This is a genomic window from Burkholderia sp. KBS0801 (assembly GCF_005937855.2).
Lineage (GTDB): Bacteria > Pseudomonadota > Gammaproteobacteria > Burkholderiales > Burkholderiaceae > Burkholderia > Burkholderia ambifaria.
Window position 1 is genome coordinate 1 of the sequence record NZ_CP042179.1, and the last position, 15,189, is coordinate 15,189.

The following is a 15,189-nucleotide window of genomic DNA, read 5'->3' on the forward strand; positions in this document are numbered from 1 at the left end:
ATGCCGCGTAAGCCCGCAATCAAAGGCTCCGACAAGCAGGTTTCGCTATTTCAGACGCCCGAGCCTCCCGATCTGCTGCGCAAGGCGGTCCAGGCAATTCATATCGCTCCGAAGTCCGGAAAGATCGGTCTCCAGCAGCGCAAGATGTTCAGCTCGCTGATCAAGAACGCCCTTCGTCAGGAAGCGTTCGAACCCGGCCGGACGAGCTTCTCGATCTCGATCGCGGCGCTCTCGCACGAGAGCGGGTTGAACAGCAACAACACGAAGTACGTGAAGGACACGGTCAACTCGTTGATCAGTACCGTCGTCAACTGGGACTACCTTGCCGCGGACCGCTCGACGGTGTGGAAGGCGTCGGGCCTGCTCGCCGGCGCGGAGCTCGAGCAATCGGTGCTGAAGTACAGCTTCTCCGACCAGATTCGCAGCGAGCTGCTCAATCCGGAAATCTACGCGCTCATCGATATGCGGATCGCGCGCGAGTTTCGGCGCTCGCACTCGCTCGCGCTGTGGGAGAACACGGTGCGCTACGAAGGGATCGGCATCACGGCGAAGATTCCGCTGCCGAAATTCCGCGACCTCATTCTCGGTCAGGACAAGGCATCGCAGTCGTACAAGGAGTACAAGCTCTTCAAGAGCAAGGTCCTGGTGCCGTGCATTCAGGAGGTGAACGAAGTTTCCGACCATACGCTCGAGCTGATCGAACACAAGTCGGGTCGCAGCGTGGAGGCCGTGCAGTTCAAGGTGACGCGCAAGCAGAGCGCGGATACGGTCGAAGAAGGCGATGTCAAGAACGAAGCGCTCGTCGACGAGGTCGCGAAGTTCGGCATCCCGCGTTCGGAAGCGCGCCGGTTGATCACGCAGTACGGCGTGCAGCGCATCAAGGCGGCAATCGCCTACACGCTCAATCGGACTACGAAGAAGAACGCGGCACCGATCGACAACGTGGCCGCGTATTTCCGCAAGGCGCTGACGCACGGCTATACGCTGGCTGACGGGCAGGGGACCGAAACGGCCGCCCCGGCGAAGGAATCCGCGCAGAGCAAGCAGGAACAGATTCGCGACAAATACCTGGCCGCGAAGGTCGACGAAGCGGGGGCGTATTTCCGCGAACTGGAGATCGACGACCAGACCAAGCTGATCGAGCGCTACAACGAGACGGTGGCCGGTTCGAAGGATCTCACGCTATCGCCGAAGAAGAAGGCGAGCAAGCTGGCGCAAACCAGTTTCTTCCGGTGGCTGGCGCTCGACACCTGGGGCGAACCGACCTCGGACGACTTGCTGGAATTCCTGCTGAAAAGCAGCCTCGCGACCAACTGATTGTTCGAGGCCTCGCGCCCGGCGTGCGTCGTGCGCCGGACTGCGTCGGCTACGCGGAGCCGTGCAGGTGCGAGGCCCCTGCCTGCGTCGCTTACTTTTGCGCCGCTACCGCCAGTTCGGCGACATATGCGTCGATCACGGTCTTGAGCCGGTCGGCGAGCGATTCCTGATGGGACGCATCGACGCCCTTCAGTTGCAGATCCAGGCGCCCGTCCGGATAGGTCTTCAGCTGACCGATCGCGCGCGATTCGAGCGCGAAATCGTGACGAACGCTGTAGCGCGTGCGCCCCGTCTTCTTGTTGCCGTCGCTTTGCGCGCGCAGGAAATTCTCGAGGTCGCGTACCGACTTTTTCCGGTCGATCACAGCCGTGAGCAGACGGTCGGCTGCCGGCTCGCCCAGGCGCTCGAAGATCAGCTTGAGGAAGTACGCCGCCTGCAGGCCCACCACGTCGTTCGCGCTGGCCATCCGTTCGAGCAGCGTGTTCGGTAGCGCGTTCAGCGACAGAGTCTTGCTGATCGATGCCTTGTCCTTGCCGATCTTCTCCGCGAGCGTGTTCTGGTCGGGGAAGACCTTTTCGTCGAGAAGCCGCTTCCACGCGACCGCGTCGTCGAAGATCGTCTGGCGTTCGTGGTCGTGGTTGGCGCGATACGCGATCGTATAGAGCTGCTCGGGCGTGTGGTCCGTGCGGAACGTCGCGTTGATCGTCTCGTCGCCGTTGATGCTCGTCGCACGCAAGCGGCGTTGCCCGTCGATCACGACGAGCTTGCCGGGAAATTCCGGGAGCCGTGTGACCTTGATCGGCTCGATCTGCCCTTCCCGCTTCAGCGTCAGCGCGAGCTCGTGCAGGCTCGACTCCGAATAGAACACACGCGGGTTGAACGGGTTCGGGATGCAGTCCTTCACCGCGACCCTCTGCGGCGCGCCGAGATCGTGCGCGTCTGCAGGCGTGGTGGCAGTCGGGGCCGCAGGAGTTGCGGCTTCCGCGGCGGGATTCGATGCAGGTGTCGGTTCTGGCAGGCGCGTTTCGAGCGCCGCGTTTTCCTGCGCGAGTCCGCGCAGCAGGCCGGCAGCGAGATGCAGGTTGCCGGTCGGCTTCTTGTCTTTCGATGTTTCCTTAGCCATGTGCGGCTCCCGTAGCGCGCGTCGACGCGATGTATTGGGCCATTTCGGTGACCAGTCTCTCGATTTCCGCGCGGGCTTCCTTCAGCCCCTTCAGGTATCGGTTGTGGTGATGGATCGTGGTGCCGAGGGCGAACGTCTGACGGTAAACCTCGCGCTGCGCGATCTGGCTGTCCAGCAGATGCTCCCCTATTTCTTCTGCCCTTAGAATTTTTAAAATTTCTTCACGCATTTTAGTTTTTCCATTGACGCTATTCAGCATCAGCGCGGAAGACAAATTCGGGTTTCGAACCGCACGCATCGATTCGATCATGCGAATCATCGCGACAGTGCTGTACAGGTCGGCTGGCGACGGCGACAGCGGCACGAGGCAGAAATCCGCCACTTCGAGCACGGATGCGATGCGCGGATCTTCGAGGTTGCCCGGGCAGTCGACGACGATTACATCGAAATTCGCATCCTGCTTCTTGATCTCGCCGCCGATCCCGCGCCCGGCGGGGGCCAGCGACAGCACCGTCATCGGGAGCGTATTTTCGCCGCTCGTCACCCACCGGACCGATGTGCCTTGAGGGTCGGCATCTATCAAGGCGACCTTGTTGCCGCCGGCCTCGAAGGCTGCCGCGATATTGACGGAGATGGTCGTCTTTCCAGTACCACCTTTCTGATTGCTCACGGCGATCTTGAAAGCCATTAAATTCCTCCAAGGAGTTTTGCGTAATATATGCAGTTATTGCGGAAAAGTCCAGAAAAGTGGTAGATAAAAAGATGAGTTTTACGGAGGGATGTGGTTGTTACGTGACAAGCCGGTCGAATGGCTAGGAAATTCTTGGGGGTTTGAAATGGGATGAAAAATAAAAAGTGATGAAAATGTCGTTCGAGATGGAACAACGCTAAGAGGCTCTAATGAAAATACTTGGGCTTTAGCGTCGAGTGGGCGAGGAATCGGAATAGTTCGTAGGCGCTCGGTTTCGTTCTCGGGCGGCAAGTGCTGATGCTGTTTTGCTAACGACTTGCGAGCCTAAACTGCGCCGGAATCCGGTAGTTGTCACGTGACAAGTCGATTCGGCGGACCGGGGTATTCAAATATGGACCACCGCGCGGCACGCGGATTCGACGTGCCGGAACGATTCCGGGAAATCCATTTTTCTCATTGATGCTATCTCTGCTCGCACATGGCTGTCGGTGCTGGTGCTGGTGCTGGTGCTGGTGCTGGTGCTCGTGCTCGTGCTCGTGCGACTGCGACTGCGACTGCGACTGCGACTGCGACTGCGACTGCGACTGCGACGGGGGTGTTACGTGACAACCCTCGCCACTGGCGATTGAGGGACGGACGTCTTCTGCCCGAGCGCGGCCACGGTAGGGATCGCTACCGTGAAGGAATCTGGGGAGAGACACGAAGCGATGTTGGTCGGATGTGCCCGGTCGCTGGTCCGCGTTCGATGTTTGTCACGTGACAACCGGTGCGGTTCGATCCGGAATGACCAGCGTGACAGCGGTGTGGCGCACATGCGGTCTTGAAAGAAACCGCGCTATGCGAGCTGGGGCGTACGCGTCGTATTCCGTTCCACTAGCCGGGGTGACTGGCGCCTTCCGCTGGTACCCTTCAACGGGGTGAGCTCTCGGGGTGCATGCCTGCCTGGATTCTAGTGTCAATGATACGACCCTAATAAATTGGTCGGTTCAGCGTACACGGAGCAAACGACCCCGGGCAGGGGAGGCGCAGATATTCCGAGCTTGTTGTATCAGCGAGTGATCTGATGGAGGCCCGACATCGGCATCCTGTCACGTGGCCCGCGTGACGATTCGTCTTTTGAAGGTAAATTCATATGTCCGGCGACACGAGGCGACGTGGATCCGCAGGGCCGTGAAACATTTCTAGAAAACGTGGTGTCTCCGTAAACCCTTGTCTGGCAATGGGTTGCGCCACTTTCTTCATGTTGTTTCACGCAAAATGCGCGTGATCGGCCGGCAAAATGGGGGCGCATGAATTCCGCACGGGAGATTGGCTGCGAGCAAGGATCGTTGGTGCGAAATCGTATCGTACGATACGTGTTTTGTCGTGAAAAATACGCATCGCAGACAAATGCAACCCGATCGACATACCGGCGACCCGATGCAGCGCGCCGAACAGTCGGGGGAAGAATTCAGTCGAGGCAGTTTCCTCTCAATCGCCGGTTGTCACGTGACAACGAGGGTGCAGGATCGCGAACTGACGGGATGTGGGGAGAAGCCAAAGCTCGGGGCTGGCTATGTTGACTCTACAGTGCGTCCCAAGGCGGGTCGAGCGACATTTGATTCCGTAGACAAGCCGAGGTGATCGGCGTGTCTATCGTGGCGCGGCGGGCGAATCCGGAATGTAGAGGATCTGCATCAGGGAGGCGAAGCGCGTCGGCATCGTCGGCCGACCGAATAGATCTCGGCCGACGCCGAACGTCCGCTTTTCCCGCCGACCGATCATCGTCATCGATACTCAATTGAAGAGTCGACCGCCAAGCCCCCGCCGTAACAAAAACCGCCGCAACGCTCCCTGCCAGGCCAGAAGCGCCGCGGCCAGCAAACCTACTTCGTCGTCTGCGATGCGCATAGCTGCCACCGGCGCGGCTTCGCCGCCGGTGCCTTTTCTGCGTCATCGACGGTTCGCCACCACCGTTCCCCGCGATGCGGCTCAGTCAGATCGAGTCGCTCGCCCATCCTGGGCGTTGACAGCTCGACGCCTCGCACCATTGCCAACGCCGTGACGCGCTCGAACGGTTCCTGCCAACGATGCATCGCGAGATCGAACGTGCCGTTGTGAATCGGTATCAGCGTGCGTCCGCGCAGGTCGATGTGCGCCTGCACGGTTTCTTCCGGCTGCATATGCACGTAGGGCCATTGCGGGTCGTATGCGCCGGTCTCGATCAGCGTCACATCGAAGGGCCCAAGACGTTCGCCGATTGTCCGGAAACCGTCGAAGTAACCTGTGTCGCCGCTGAAGAACACGCGCAGATCGTCGGCGACGATGACCCAGGACGCCCACAGCGTGCTGTTGCCGTCAAACAGGCTGCGCCCGGAGAAGTGCTGCGCCGGTGTTGCAGTCAGTGTCAGGCCGGCGACGTCGACGCTTTGCCACCAGTCGAGCTGGCGCACCTTCTTCGCGTCGATACCCCACTCGATCAGGCGGTCGCCCACACCCAGCGTCGTGACGAACACGCCAGTCGTGGCCGCAAGCGCGAGCACCGTGTCACGATCGAGGTGATCGTAGTGATCGTGCGACAGGATCACGCCGCGCAACGGCGGGAGATCGTCGAGCGCAATCGGCGGCGCATGGAAGCGCTTGGGGCCGACGCGTCGAAACGGCGATGCACGTTCGGCAAATACCGGATCGGTCAGCCAGAACTCACCGCGCAGCTTCAACAGCAGCGTCGAATGCCCGAGCCGATACAGGCTGCGGTCAGGGGCCGCGTCGAGTTGCTCGCGAGTCAGTGAATCGATCGGCAGGGCACCGGTCGGAACCGTGTTGCGTGGTTTGTTGAGCAGCATGTTCCATGCAATGCCGAGCGTCTTGTCGAAGCCCTCGACCGGTCGCGGCGCGACGTTACTAAAGCGTTCGCCATTGTGCTGCGGCGACTCGCCGGACAGTGTGCGGCCACGCCTGGCGGCGGCGAAACCCAGTACGCGATGAAGAAAAACGAGAGGCGAAGCCATGTCGATCCGTCAGGAAATAAAAGTACACTGAGCAGTGTAGTTTATCCCTGGGAAAAGTAAACTCAGCGGTGTAAAATTTTTGCATGGATACGAGCACTTCCCCCCAGCGCATGACCGACCGAAAGCGCGCGGCAATTCTCGCCGCGGCGATCGAGGAATTTCGCGCGGCGGGCTACGACGCGACCAGCATGGATCGCATCGCCGCGCGCGCGGACGTGTCGAAGCGCACCGTCTACAACCACTTCCCCGGCAAGGAAGCATTGTTCGCAGCGATCCTGCACCAGCTGTGGGACGCGACGCTGACCGCCGGCGCGCCGGCCTATTGCGCCGACGTGCCGCTGCGGGATCAGTTGCTCGCACTGCTGGAGCGCAAATTGCGGTTATTGAACGACGAAGCGTTTCTCGCGCTCGCTCGCGTCGCGATCGGCGCGGCCATCCACTCGCCGGAACGCGCGCGCGACATGGTCGAACGCATGGGCGAGCGCGAAGAGGACGTGACGGTATGGATTCGTGCGGCCGCGGCGGCCGGCCGGTTGGCGGCGACCGATCCCGTATTCGCCGCACATCAGCTGCACGGGCTCGTGAAAGCGTTCGCGTTCTGGCCGCAGGTGACGATGGGCCAGCCGCCGCTGGGCGCGCAGGAACAGCAGGCGGTCGCGGAAACGGCCGCCGACATGTTTCTTGCGTACTACGCGTGTCCAGATCACGATGGGGAGTGCGGTGCAGGGCAGGGCTGAACGTGTGTCATGCGACGCGTGAAGCGCAACAGGCGCGTCGATTTACTCGATGCGCGGTCCATCCGCCGCCTGGAAGAAATCGCCACGCAACGACGGGCGAGTGCAGGATCGGGCATACCCGTTGAGGTTGCCCGCTTGAGCTGCTTGAGCCGATTGCCGATTGAGCCTTTTGCGCCGTATGAGCCGTATGAGGCGTATGAGCCGCACCGACGCGTATGGCCGCCGCATATGAACCCCAACCCGAGCGAACACCGATGAAGACGCTGTTGATCGTCTATCACACGATGACCGGCGGCACGCAGCAGATGGCCGAAGCGGCCGCGGGTGCCGCGCGCGAGCAACCCGGTATCGACGTGAGGTTGCAGCGTGCGGATGCGACGAGCGCGGACGATGTGCTCGCCGCCGATGCCTATTTGTTCGCGACGCCGGAAAATCTCGCCGCGATGTCCGGGCTGATGAAGGATTTCTTCGATCGCTGCTACTACGCGGCGCTCGATCGCGTGAACGGCCGCCCGTATGCGGCGATGATCTGCGCGGGCAGTGACGGACAGAACGCGCTGCGCCAGATCGACAGGATCGCGACCGGATGGCGGCTCAGGAATGTGGCGCCGGGCCTGATCATCTGCACCCATGCGCAGACACCGGAGCGGATCCTCGCGCCGAAGACGATCGGCGCCGAGGATCTCGCGCGCTGCGCGGAGATTGGCGCAGGTCTTGCTGCGGGCCTCGCGCTCGGCGTGTTCTGATCATCGGCGATCAACCGGGTCGAAGCGGTGCCGCAGCCGCACGCAAGGACCGCAGCGCGACGCCTGCCGTGGTATCTCCAATCGCATCGAGTTCAAGCGAAGTGCGCTGTTCGCGCGACGCGGCGGCTGCGACTCGCATCGCCGTTCGCCGCAGCGGCACTATCGAATATCGATGTCCTAGTCACTTTGGGTCGACACGGTCGGCTGATGGTATTCAGGCCAGAGGCTCTTCACGAGATCACGCGAAGCGCCATACGCATAGCAGCTGTCGATCTTGAGCGGCTTTCCGTTGTCGTCGCGGTAATTCAGCGACGACGGCCGCACGCCGACCATCGTCTGATAGGCTGCGGTGGCGACCGGTCCCAGAATTTCCTTCAGATGCGTGCACGTATCGCAGGACGGCAGGCGCTTGCGGACCTCGCTGTTCCAGCCAGCGCCGATGCGCAGTCCGACGAGCGCCTGCAACGTATCGCCGCCGCCCGGACACTGCGCATAAGGATGCGACCGGATGAACGTGGATACCGCGCGCACGATCATGTCGACATCGAACACCAGCGTCACGCCGAGGTCGTGAATCGGGGCCAGCGCAGCGACCGTGCGCGTGCCACCGGGCGGGGTGAAATCGCGCGTCTTGCGGTCCGCGAGACAGGCCGTGACTTCGAACAGGCCGTCGCTGCGGCGATAGCCGCGCATGTCGATCTGCCGATGGTGAATCTCTTCGCGCGTAATGCCGTCGTGCGGGAGGTCATGTCGGGGATTCATGTAACCGCTCCGTTTCGTACAACCGGGTCTCTTTGCATTCGACAACGATGTCGTTGGCTGATCGGTGCGTCGCGAAACCACCACAGGCCGCAGACGATGTCGATCCGGTCATACTACGCATTTTCGGGTGCTCCCGTACGATCGATGATCGATGCGTACGCAACTAATTGAATACCTGCAGTGATCGACGCGAACGCCGCCACGCCGCGCGGATCGCACGCGAAAGCCAGGTCTTCGAACCACGTGAATTCGCCGGCGACGGCGTATTTGGACGTCCGTGCCATCTTTCGGCATTCCGTAGTGTGGAATGATCGACTAAAACCGAAAGTACCGAAAACGGCACTACGTAACGCGTGTCTCGCTACCGGTCGAAAACGCCGCGATAATGCGCAACGTGGCCGCGTGGATGCATTGCGCACCCTTCGGATCCGTCAAATGCGAACCGGTGAATCAGCCGACAGCCGCGCGTACCGGTATACTTCCACTCCTGCCTTTTGTCCGGCATCGTGGCCGGGTGCCTGAAAACAGCGGTTGTGGCGATGCGGCCCCGCAATGTTCCGCATCGGTGGCAGACAAGCCGCACGCAATGCGGCAAAACGCCGATGTGCGGAATGGCAGCACGAACCACACCTTATATTCCTGGTGGATTGAATTTATGGGTTTTGAACAACTTGCCGAATTGCGGGCGCAGCTCGCAGCCAAGGCCAAGCAGGAGCGCAACGCGAAGCGACCGGCTGTGCAACCGGACGCCGGCGCGAAGCCGAAGTCCGGCGACCGGCCCGCTCGTGGGGCCAAATCGGGTGCCGCGGCCAAAGCGCCGTCCGGTGCCAAGCCCGCTTCGGCGAAGCCGTCGACCCCGGTCGATCCGGTCATCGTCGCGATCGGCAAATTGCAGCGCCGATTCCCGCGCGCGTTCCCGAAGAATCCGGCACCGAAGGTGCCGCTGAAGGTCGGCATCTGGGACGATCTCGCCCGCGAGGCGCAGGCCGTCGGCCTGACTGAAGCTGAACTGCGCGAGGCGATGTCCACGTGGTGCCGCGGCAATCGTTACTGGTCGTGCCTCGTCGAAGACGCGGTGCGGGTCGATCTGCAAGGTAACGAAGCCGGGCGCGTGACGCACGACGACGCGGCGCGTGCGCGCCGGCTGAAGTCCCGTCGTCCGGGCAACAAGGGCAGCGCGCAAGCGGCAAAGGGCGCACCGCAGCAGCCGAAGGCGGAAGTGCAGGCCGCCGCCGCGCCGCAGCCGGCGACCGACGAAGCATCGGCCAACGCAGCACCGGCCAATGCAGCACCGGCCAATGCAGCACCGGCCAATGCAGCACCGCAGGCCGAGCAGCAAACGGCCGCGAGCGAGTAACGCGCCATGCGTCGCCGCGCGATCGCGCGGTGACGGCACGCCTGCACCGCGCGTGCAGCGCATCATCTGACAGACCGGCCTGTCCCCGCTCGGGGCAGGTCCGGACTGCCTCCGCTGGCGACACCGCCAGTCAGCTAGCCATCCACCCGTCAGCATCGAATAGCCCATCGAACCCGCGATGAAAGCGCGTCGGCGAACGCAGCTTGCGCAATGCATCACTCGTGTTGAATGAGCATGGCGACCGGATATCGAAACAAGGACGATGTGCATCACGAATCCGCTTACGTCGTGCCGAAATAGTTCGCTTTCCTAAAGTAATCGCAACGCGCATGAAGTGCCCGATTCGCACTCACGCCCGTATGTCTCGCATCAGCAGTTACCGGCGCGCAATGCAATCGTAGTCGCGTGACGGACGCGCGATGTCCGGACGCGCGACCACTGCAGCGGCCGTCAGCCAATCCGTTGGCGAACCGCGACACAAACGCCGATAATCTCAGCAACCGGGAACGGCGGGCCGATACACATTGCCGACCACGCATGACGCACAGATGCCTGAAAAGCCGACGCAAGCTGCCCCGCAATCCCCGAAATTGAGCGGCACCGGCAAACCGTCCGCGCTGCGGCATCATATGAAGCCTGCCAACGCCCAACACCTTGCGCCCAACACCTTACGCAAAGGCCGCCTCATGAACCCGAGACACTCCGCGATTCTCGTCGCACTCATCGCCGCCGCGCTGTTCGGCGCCGCGACGCCGCTCGCCAAGGCACTGCTCGGCGCGATGTCGCCGTTCATGGTCGCTGGCCTGTTCTATCTCGGCAGCGGCATCGGTCTCGCCATCGGGATCCTGCTTCGCGGATTGCGCAGCCGCCGCGCGCCGGTCGGGAATGCCGCGCCGCTGCAACGCGCGGACCTGCCATGGCTTGCCGGCGCGATCGCGGCCGGCGGCGTCGCGGGCCCGGCGCTGCTAATGCTCGGGTTGGCGAGCACGCCGGCCGCGACGAGTGCGCTGCTGCTCAATCTCGAAGGTGTACTGACGGCCGTCATCGCGTGGGTCGTGTTTCGCGAGAACGTGGATCTCCAGGTGTTTCTCGGCATGGTCGCAATCGTCGCCGGCGGCACGCTGCTGTCGTGGGTGCCGGGGCGCGCGGGCGTGCCGGTCGGTGCGCTGCTGATCGCCGCCGCCTGCCTGTGCTGGGCGATCGACAACAACCTGACCCGCAAGGTCGCCGCGAACGATGCAATGGTCATCGCGTGCGTGAAAGGCCTGGTCGCCGGGCCCGTGAATATCGGCATCGCGCTCGCGGCCGGCGCGGCGCTGCCCGCCGTTCCGGCCACGGCCGCCGCGATGCTGACCGGGCTCGGCGGCTACGGGATCAGTCTCGTGTTGTTCGTCGTCGCGCTGCGTCATCTCGGCAGTGCGCGCACGGGCGCGTATTTTTCCGTGGCGCCGCTGTTCGGCGTCGTGCTGTCGCTGCTGATCTGGCCGGCACTCCCGTCCGTCACGTTCTGGATCGCGGCCGCGTTGATGGCGCTCGGCATCTGGCTGCATGTGCGCGAACGGCACGAACACGAACATGCGCACGAGCGGCTCGAGCATACGCACCGGCATCGGCATGACGAACATCATCAGCACACGCACGACTTTCCGTACGATGGCGATGAACCGCATACGCATCCGCACGCGCATCTGCCGATCACGCACAGTCACGCGCATTTCCCGGACATTCACCATCGCCATCGACACTGACCGCGCGGCCCACGGACAAAGACGCGCGACGCGCGCAACGTGTTTCGCAAGGTAACCGTTTATGGGGCGTCGTTTCGCGTCCGCCGCGCCGCTTCGACACCCAACGATTCAGTCGTCCGTCTGAATCAGCCGAATCAATGAACCGTCCAGGTCGATCAGCGCGCCGCGGGTACCGCCCCATGGCTCGCGTTTCGGCCGATGCGCACGCGGCCAGCCGGTCGTCTGCTCCGGAATGCCGGCCGCGAGCACTTCATCGAAGAACGCGCCGACGTCGGCGAGCCGGAAACAGCAGCTGAACCAACTGGTGGCCGGATCGAGGCCGGGATGCGGAAAGAACTCCAGCAGCAGGTCGCCGCGCCTCAGGATCATCCAGGTGTCGTCGCGCCACGTTTCGACGAAGCCGAGATTCGCGTAGAACTGCGATGTGGCTTCGAAATCGCGCGACGGCAAATTGGGAGTGGCCAAGTCGATCAAGGTTGTTCCTTCGGTTGGCATTGAGATCGAACGAACGCGCGGGACAGCGTGCGGATGGCTGTCGCGCATGATCGGCCAAGCGCTGCGTATCGGCAACCCACGCGGGGCGTCGTCGTGACGCAGTTGCGGCGAACGATGGGGCATCATCGCAATCGGTCAGACGATCGGCGATCACTCGACCCCGACGATCACGCTCGACGCCTTGAAGATCGCCGACGCAGCCTTGCCGCGCGCGAGGCCGAGACGATCGACGCTGTCGTTGGTGACGATCGCGACGATTTCCGCGCCACCCGCCGCCTGGATCACGACTTCCGAATTGACCGCGCCCTTCGCGATCGACGACACAGTGCCCGCGATGCAGTTGCGCGCCGACACCTTGCTGCTGTCGACGTCGACCATCACGATCACCGACGATGCCTTGACGAGCGCGAACGCTTTCGTGCCGGCCGCGAGACCGAGCGAAGCGACGCTGCCGTGCGTGATCACGGCGACGATGTCGAGGCCGTCCTGGGTGCGCAGCGTGATTTCGTCGTTGACGGCACCGGGCTTGACGGCGCTGATCTGGCCGGCGAACTGATTACGGGCACTGCTTCGCATGATGACTCTCCGGAACATGGGCCGCCCGGCGGGCGGCGGGCGAATGATGGAAACCGCGGACGAGTTTACCGGCAATGCCGGTAACGCGCGCCGTCGGCATCGAGATACCGGACATGCGAGACCACGCACAGTGATGCGGGACGGCACGCGTGTCACGCACGCCGTCCCGCACTGCGCGCGCTTACCTGGCTGGGGCCGACGCAGCAGCCGGCGCACCGGCCGCCGACGTTTGCTGCGACACAGCCGGCGCCGCGTCGCCTTCCCATCCGCCACCGAGCGCGAGGAACAGCTTCACCTGGTCGGCGGCGACTTGCCCTTCGGCCGCGGCGACCTGCGCGCGCACGCTCGTCAGCGTGCGCGTTGCATCGAGATCGGAGATGAACGATTCGCGGCCGGCCACAAAGAGCCGGTGCGTCTCGTCAGCGGAATTGCGCGCCGATTCGTAGGCCGTGCGCAACGCATCGGTGCGCTGCACGTCGGCCGCGTAGGTCGCGAGACTCGACTGCGTTTCGCGCAGCGCGTTCAGCACGACGCCGTCGAAGTGCGCGAGTGCGCCGCCGGTCGCGGCTTCGGCTTCGCGCACGCGTGCGCGCTGGCCGTTGACCGGGAACGACCAGCTGATCAGTGGTCCGAACGACCAGCGGTTCGTGGTGGACGAGAACAGGTCGGCGGCGACGCCGACCGAGCCGGCCGACGCGCCGATGCTGATCGACGGATACAGCGCGGCGGTCGCGACGCCGATCCGTGCGGTCGCGGCGGCGAGCTGGCGCTCGGCTTCGCGAACGTCGGGGCGGCGTCGCAGCAGCGCGGCGCCGTCGCCGATCGGAATCGGCCGGCGCAGCTTCGGCAGGCGCTCGCATTCGGCGACCGCCTTCGGCAGGTCGGCCGGCGAGCGCGCGAGCAGCGCGGCGAGCTGGTATTGCGCGATCTTGCGGCGACCTTCGAAACGCGGGATGTCGGCGGACAGCGTGCGTACCTGCGTGACGCCGCGCGTCACGTCGCTCTGGTTGCCGCGCCCCGCATCGCGCAGCCGCTGCGACAGCTTTACGCGCTGCTGCTGCAGCGCGAGCGACTGCTTCGCGATCGCGAGCTCGTCGCCGGCGGAGCACGATTCGACGTACGCACGCACGACGTCCGCGACGACCGTGATGCGCGCGAGGTCGGCGGCCGCCTGCACGGCTTCGCTATCCGCGCGCGCGGCCTCGACGCCGCGCCGCAGCTTGCCGAACAGATCGAGTTCATACGACACGCTGATGCCGACCGTGCCTTCGTTGACGACCGGCAGCTTGTTTTCGAGCAGATACTGCTCGGCCGATTCCTGTGCGCGCTGCACGGCTGCTTCCGCGCTGCCGGAGAAGCCGCCCTGTTCGTTCGCGACTTCCAGCGCCGCACGCGAACGCGCGAGGTTGGCCGCGGCGACGCGCAGGTCGGTGTTCGATTTCAGCGCGCTGCGCACGAGCGCGTCGAGCACGGGATCGTCGTACAGCTGCCACCAGTTGCCGGGCACGGCGTTGCGCGAGACGAGCGCGCCGTTCGCGTCGTCGAGCGCATGGTTCGCGAGCGGCGCATTCACGTACGCCTGTTGCGGCAGCGTGTAATCGGGGCCGACGGACTTGCACGCGCCGAGTGCGAGCGCGAGCGGCGCGAGTGCCGCCGCGAGGCGCAGGCCGTGCCGCTTCATTGCGATGCTCCCGTCGCGCTGACGGCCGCGGGCGATGAAGTGGGCGACACGGCTGCCCCGGAAGCGCCGGCAGCCGGCTTCGCCTTGTCGTCGCGGCGCGTGTCGGTGCGCACCGCGACGGTCGCGGTGCGGCCGGCGATCATCCGGAAGTCGTCGGGCACCTCGTCGAGCACGACGCGCACCGGCACGCGCTGCGCGAGCCGCACCCAGCTGAATGCAGGGTTCACGTTCGGCAGCAGGTTCGCGCCCTGCGTGCGGTCGCGATCCTCGATCGCGGCGACGATGCTCTGCACGTGGCCGCGCAGCGGATGCGGCTCGCCCATCACGACGATGTCGACCGGCTGGCCGATGTGGATGCCGCGCAGCTTGGTTTCCTCGAAGTAGCCGTCGACGCGGAACGAATTGCGGTCGACGACCGACAGCACCGCGCGGCCGGCCGGCACGTATTCGCCGACGCGCGGCGCACGGTCGTTCAGGTAGCCGTCGACGGGGCTCACGATCGTCGTGCGCTGCAGGTTCAGCTTCGCGGTATCGAGCGACACCTGCGCATCGGCGACGGCGGCTTCGCCCTGCTCGACGCGCGTGCGGCTTTCCTCGACTTGTTCGCTGGCGACGAGATTGCCGAGCTGCAGGTTGCGCGCGTATTCGCGCTTCGCCTGGGCGAGCGTCGCGCGGCGCTGCGCGAGCGTCGCTTCGGCCAGCCGTTCCGCGAGCGCGTAGCGCGCCTGGTCGATCACGAACAGCACCTGGCCGCGCGTGACCTCCTGGTTGTCGGCGACCTGCACCGTGGTGATGAGCCCCGACACGTCGGGCGCGACCTGGATTACGTCGGCGCGCACGTGCCCGTCGCGTGTCCACGGCGAGAACATGTAGTAGTTGATGATCCGCCACAGCACGAGGCCGGCCACGACGACGACGATCAGGGTGAGCAGGATCTGCCCTGCCGAGAGCCAGGTTTTTTTCACG

At 64.0% G+C, this 15,189-nt stretch carries 14 protein-coding genes; 5 read left to right on the forward strand and 9 right to left on the reverse strand.

All coding sequences use genetic code 11. From position 1 onward, the window contains the following. The gene (locus FFI87_RS29430) at window positions 1–1,317 is read left to right on the forward strand and encodes a replication initiation protein (protein WP_006759641.1); all 1,317 of its coding nucleotides are present in this window, start codon (window positions 1–3) and stop codon (window positions 1,315–1,317) included. A 91-nt stretch (window positions 1,318–1,408) separates the two neighbouring features. Here the strand turns inward: FFI87_RS29430 and FFI87_RS29435 are convergent, their stop codons facing one another. The 3 genes from FFI87_RS29435 to FFI87_RS29450 form a co-directional block, all read right to left on the reverse strand. Continuing rightward, window positions 1,409–2,440 carry a ParB/RepB/Spo0J family partition protein gene (locus FFI87_RS29435; protein WP_012372122.1) on the reverse strand — a complete coding sequence of 344 codons (1,032 nt, stop codon included), beginning with the start codon at window positions 2,438–2,440 and terminating at the stop codon, window positions 1,409–1,411. Further along, window positions 2,433–3,128 carry a ParA family protein gene (locus FFI87_RS29440; RefSeq protein ID WP_006759638.1) on the reverse strand — a complete coding sequence of 232 codons (696 nt, stop codon included), beginning with the start codon at window positions 3,126–3,128 and terminating at the stop codon, window positions 2,433–2,435. The genes FFI87_RS29435 and FFI87_RS29440 overlap by 8 nt, the downstream gene beginning before the upstream one ends. A 1,868-nt stretch (window positions 3,129–4,996) precedes the next feature. After that, window positions 4,997–6,121, reverse strand: a complete 1,125-nt coding sequence (locus FFI87_RS29450) for an MBL fold metallo-hydrolase (RefSeq protein WP_138850745.1) — start codon at window positions 6,119–6,121, stop codon at window positions 4,997–4,999. An 83-nt stretch (window positions 6,122–6,204) separates the two neighbouring features. Here FFI87_RS29450 and FFI87_RS29455 point away from each other — a divergent pair, with 83 nt between their 5' ends. Further along, on the forward strand, window positions 6,205–6,858 hold the full coding sequence (locus tag FFI87_RS29455; protein WP_138850746.1) for a TetR/AcrR family transcriptional regulator: 654 nt from the start codon (window positions 6,205–6,207) through the stop codon (window positions 6,856–6,858). A gap of 254 nt (window positions 6,859–7,112) precedes the next feature. Next, window positions 7,113–7,604: a flavodoxin family protein gene (locus FFI87_RS29460; RefSeq protein ID WP_012372125.1), complete on the forward strand. Its 492-nt coding sequence runs from the start codon at window positions 7,113–7,115 to the stop codon at window positions 7,602–7,604. 177 nt (window positions 7,605–7,781) lie between these two features. On the opposite strand, the gene FFI87_RS29465 is transcribed toward FFI87_RS29460, so the two are convergent. Together FFI87_RS29465 and FFI87_RS34630 are read right to left on the reverse strand one after the other, a co-directional pair. Then, window positions 7,782–8,366, reverse strand: a complete 585-nt coding sequence (locus tag FFI87_RS29465; protein ID WP_012372126.1) for a DUF2889 domain-containing protein — start codon at window positions 8,364–8,366, stop codon at window positions 7,782–7,784. Window positions 8,367–8,479: 113 nt separating this feature from the next. Then, complete coding sequence (locus FFI87_RS34630; protein ID WP_186381771.1) at window positions 8,480–8,650, reverse strand: hypothetical protein; 171 nt, start codon at window positions 8,648–8,650, stop codon at window positions 8,480–8,482. Between the two features lie 371 nt (window positions 8,651–9,021). Here FFI87_RS34630 and FFI87_RS29470 point away from each other — a divergent pair, with 371 nt between their 5' ends. Both FFI87_RS29470 and FFI87_RS29475 read left to right on the forward strand, forming a co-directional pair. Beyond that, window positions 9,022–9,723, forward strand: coding sequence for a ProQ/FinO family protein (locus tag FFI87_RS29470; RefSeq protein ID WP_138850895.1), 702 nt, complete (start codon window positions 9,022–9,024; stop codon window positions 9,721–9,723). 686 nt (window positions 9,724–10,409) lie between these two features. After that, window positions 10,410–11,471 (forward strand): DMT family transporter, encoded by a 1,062-nt coding sequence (locus FFI87_RS29475; RefSeq protein ID WP_138850747.1) that lies wholly within the window; start codon window positions 10,410–10,412, stop codon window positions 11,469–11,471. A gap of 108 nt (window positions 11,472–11,579) precedes the next feature. On the opposite strand, the gene FFI87_RS29480 is transcribed toward FFI87_RS29475, so the two are convergent. The 4 genes from FFI87_RS29480 to FFI87_RS29495 form a co-directional block, all read right to left on the reverse strand. Next, window positions 11,580–11,945, reverse strand: a complete 366-nt coding sequence (locus tag FFI87_RS29480; RefSeq protein ID WP_012372130.1) for a bleomycin resistance protein — start codon at window positions 11,943–11,945, stop codon at window positions 11,580–11,582. Between the two features lie 171 nt (window positions 11,946–12,116). After that, window positions 12,117–12,542, reverse strand: coding sequence for a molybdopterin-binding protein (locus FFI87_RS29485; protein ID WP_012372131.1), 426 nt, complete (start codon window positions 12,540–12,542; stop codon window positions 12,117–12,119). Between the two features lie 181 nt (window positions 12,543–12,723). Continuing rightward, on the reverse strand, window positions 12,724–14,223 hold the full coding sequence (locus FFI87_RS29490) for an efflux transporter outer membrane subunit (protein WP_138850748.1): 1,500 nt from the start codon (window positions 14,221–14,223) through the stop codon (window positions 12,724–12,726). Then, window positions 14,220–15,188, reverse strand: a complete 969-nt coding sequence (locus FFI87_RS29495) for an HlyD family secretion protein (protein WP_012372133.1) — start codon at window positions 15,186–15,188, stop codon at window positions 14,220–14,222. The genes FFI87_RS29490 and FFI87_RS29495 overlap by 4 nt, the downstream gene beginning before the upstream one ends. Window position 15,189 lies beyond the last annotated feature (1 nt).

Coding starts and splice junctions, on each gene's coding strand:
- FFI87_RS29430 (WP_006759641.1), top strand. CDS start 1: ATGCCGCGTAAGCCCGCAATCAAAGGCTCCGACAAGCAGGTTTCGCTA.
- FFI87_RS29435 (WP_012372122.1), bottom strand. CDS start 2,440: ATGGCTAAGGAAACATCGAAAGACAAGAAGCCGACCGGCAACCTGCAT.
- FFI87_RS29440 (WP_006759638.1), bottom strand. CDS start 3,128: ATGGCTTTCAAGATCGCCGTGAGCAATCAGAAAGGTGGTACTGGAAAG.
- FFI87_RS29450 (WP_138850745.1), bottom strand. CDS start 6,121: ATGGCTTCGCCTCTCGTTTTTCTTCATCGCGTACTGGGTTTCGCCGCC.
- FFI87_RS29455 (WP_138850746.1), top strand. CDS start 6,205: ATGGATACGAGCACTTCCCCCCAGCGCATGACCGACCGAAAGCGCGCG.
- FFI87_RS29460 (WP_012372125.1), top strand. CDS start 7,113: ATGAAGACGCTGTTGATCGTCTATCACACGATGACCGGCGGCACGCAG.
- FFI87_RS29465 (WP_012372126.1), bottom strand. CDS start 8,366: ATGAATCCCCGACATGACCTCCCGCACGACGGCATTACGCGCGAAGAG.
- FFI87_RS34630 (WP_186381771.1), bottom strand. CDS start 8,650: ATGGCACGGACGTCCAAATACGCCGTCGCCGGCGAATTCACGTGGTTC.
- FFI87_RS29470 (WP_138850895.1), top strand. CDS start 9,022: ATGGGTTTTGAACAACTTGCCGAATTGCGGGCGCAGCTCGCAGCCAAG.
- FFI87_RS29475 (WP_138850747.1), top strand. CDS start 10,410: ATGAACCCGAGACACTCCGCGATTCTCGTCGCACTCATCGCCGCCGCG.
- FFI87_RS29485 (WP_012372131.1), bottom strand. CDS start 12,542: ATGCGAAGCAGTGCCCGTAATCAGTTCGCCGGCCAGATCAGCGCCGTC.
- FFI87_RS29490 (WP_138850748.1), bottom strand. CDS start 14,223: ATGAAGCGGCACGGCCTGCGCCTCGCGGCGGCACTCGCGCCGCTCGCG.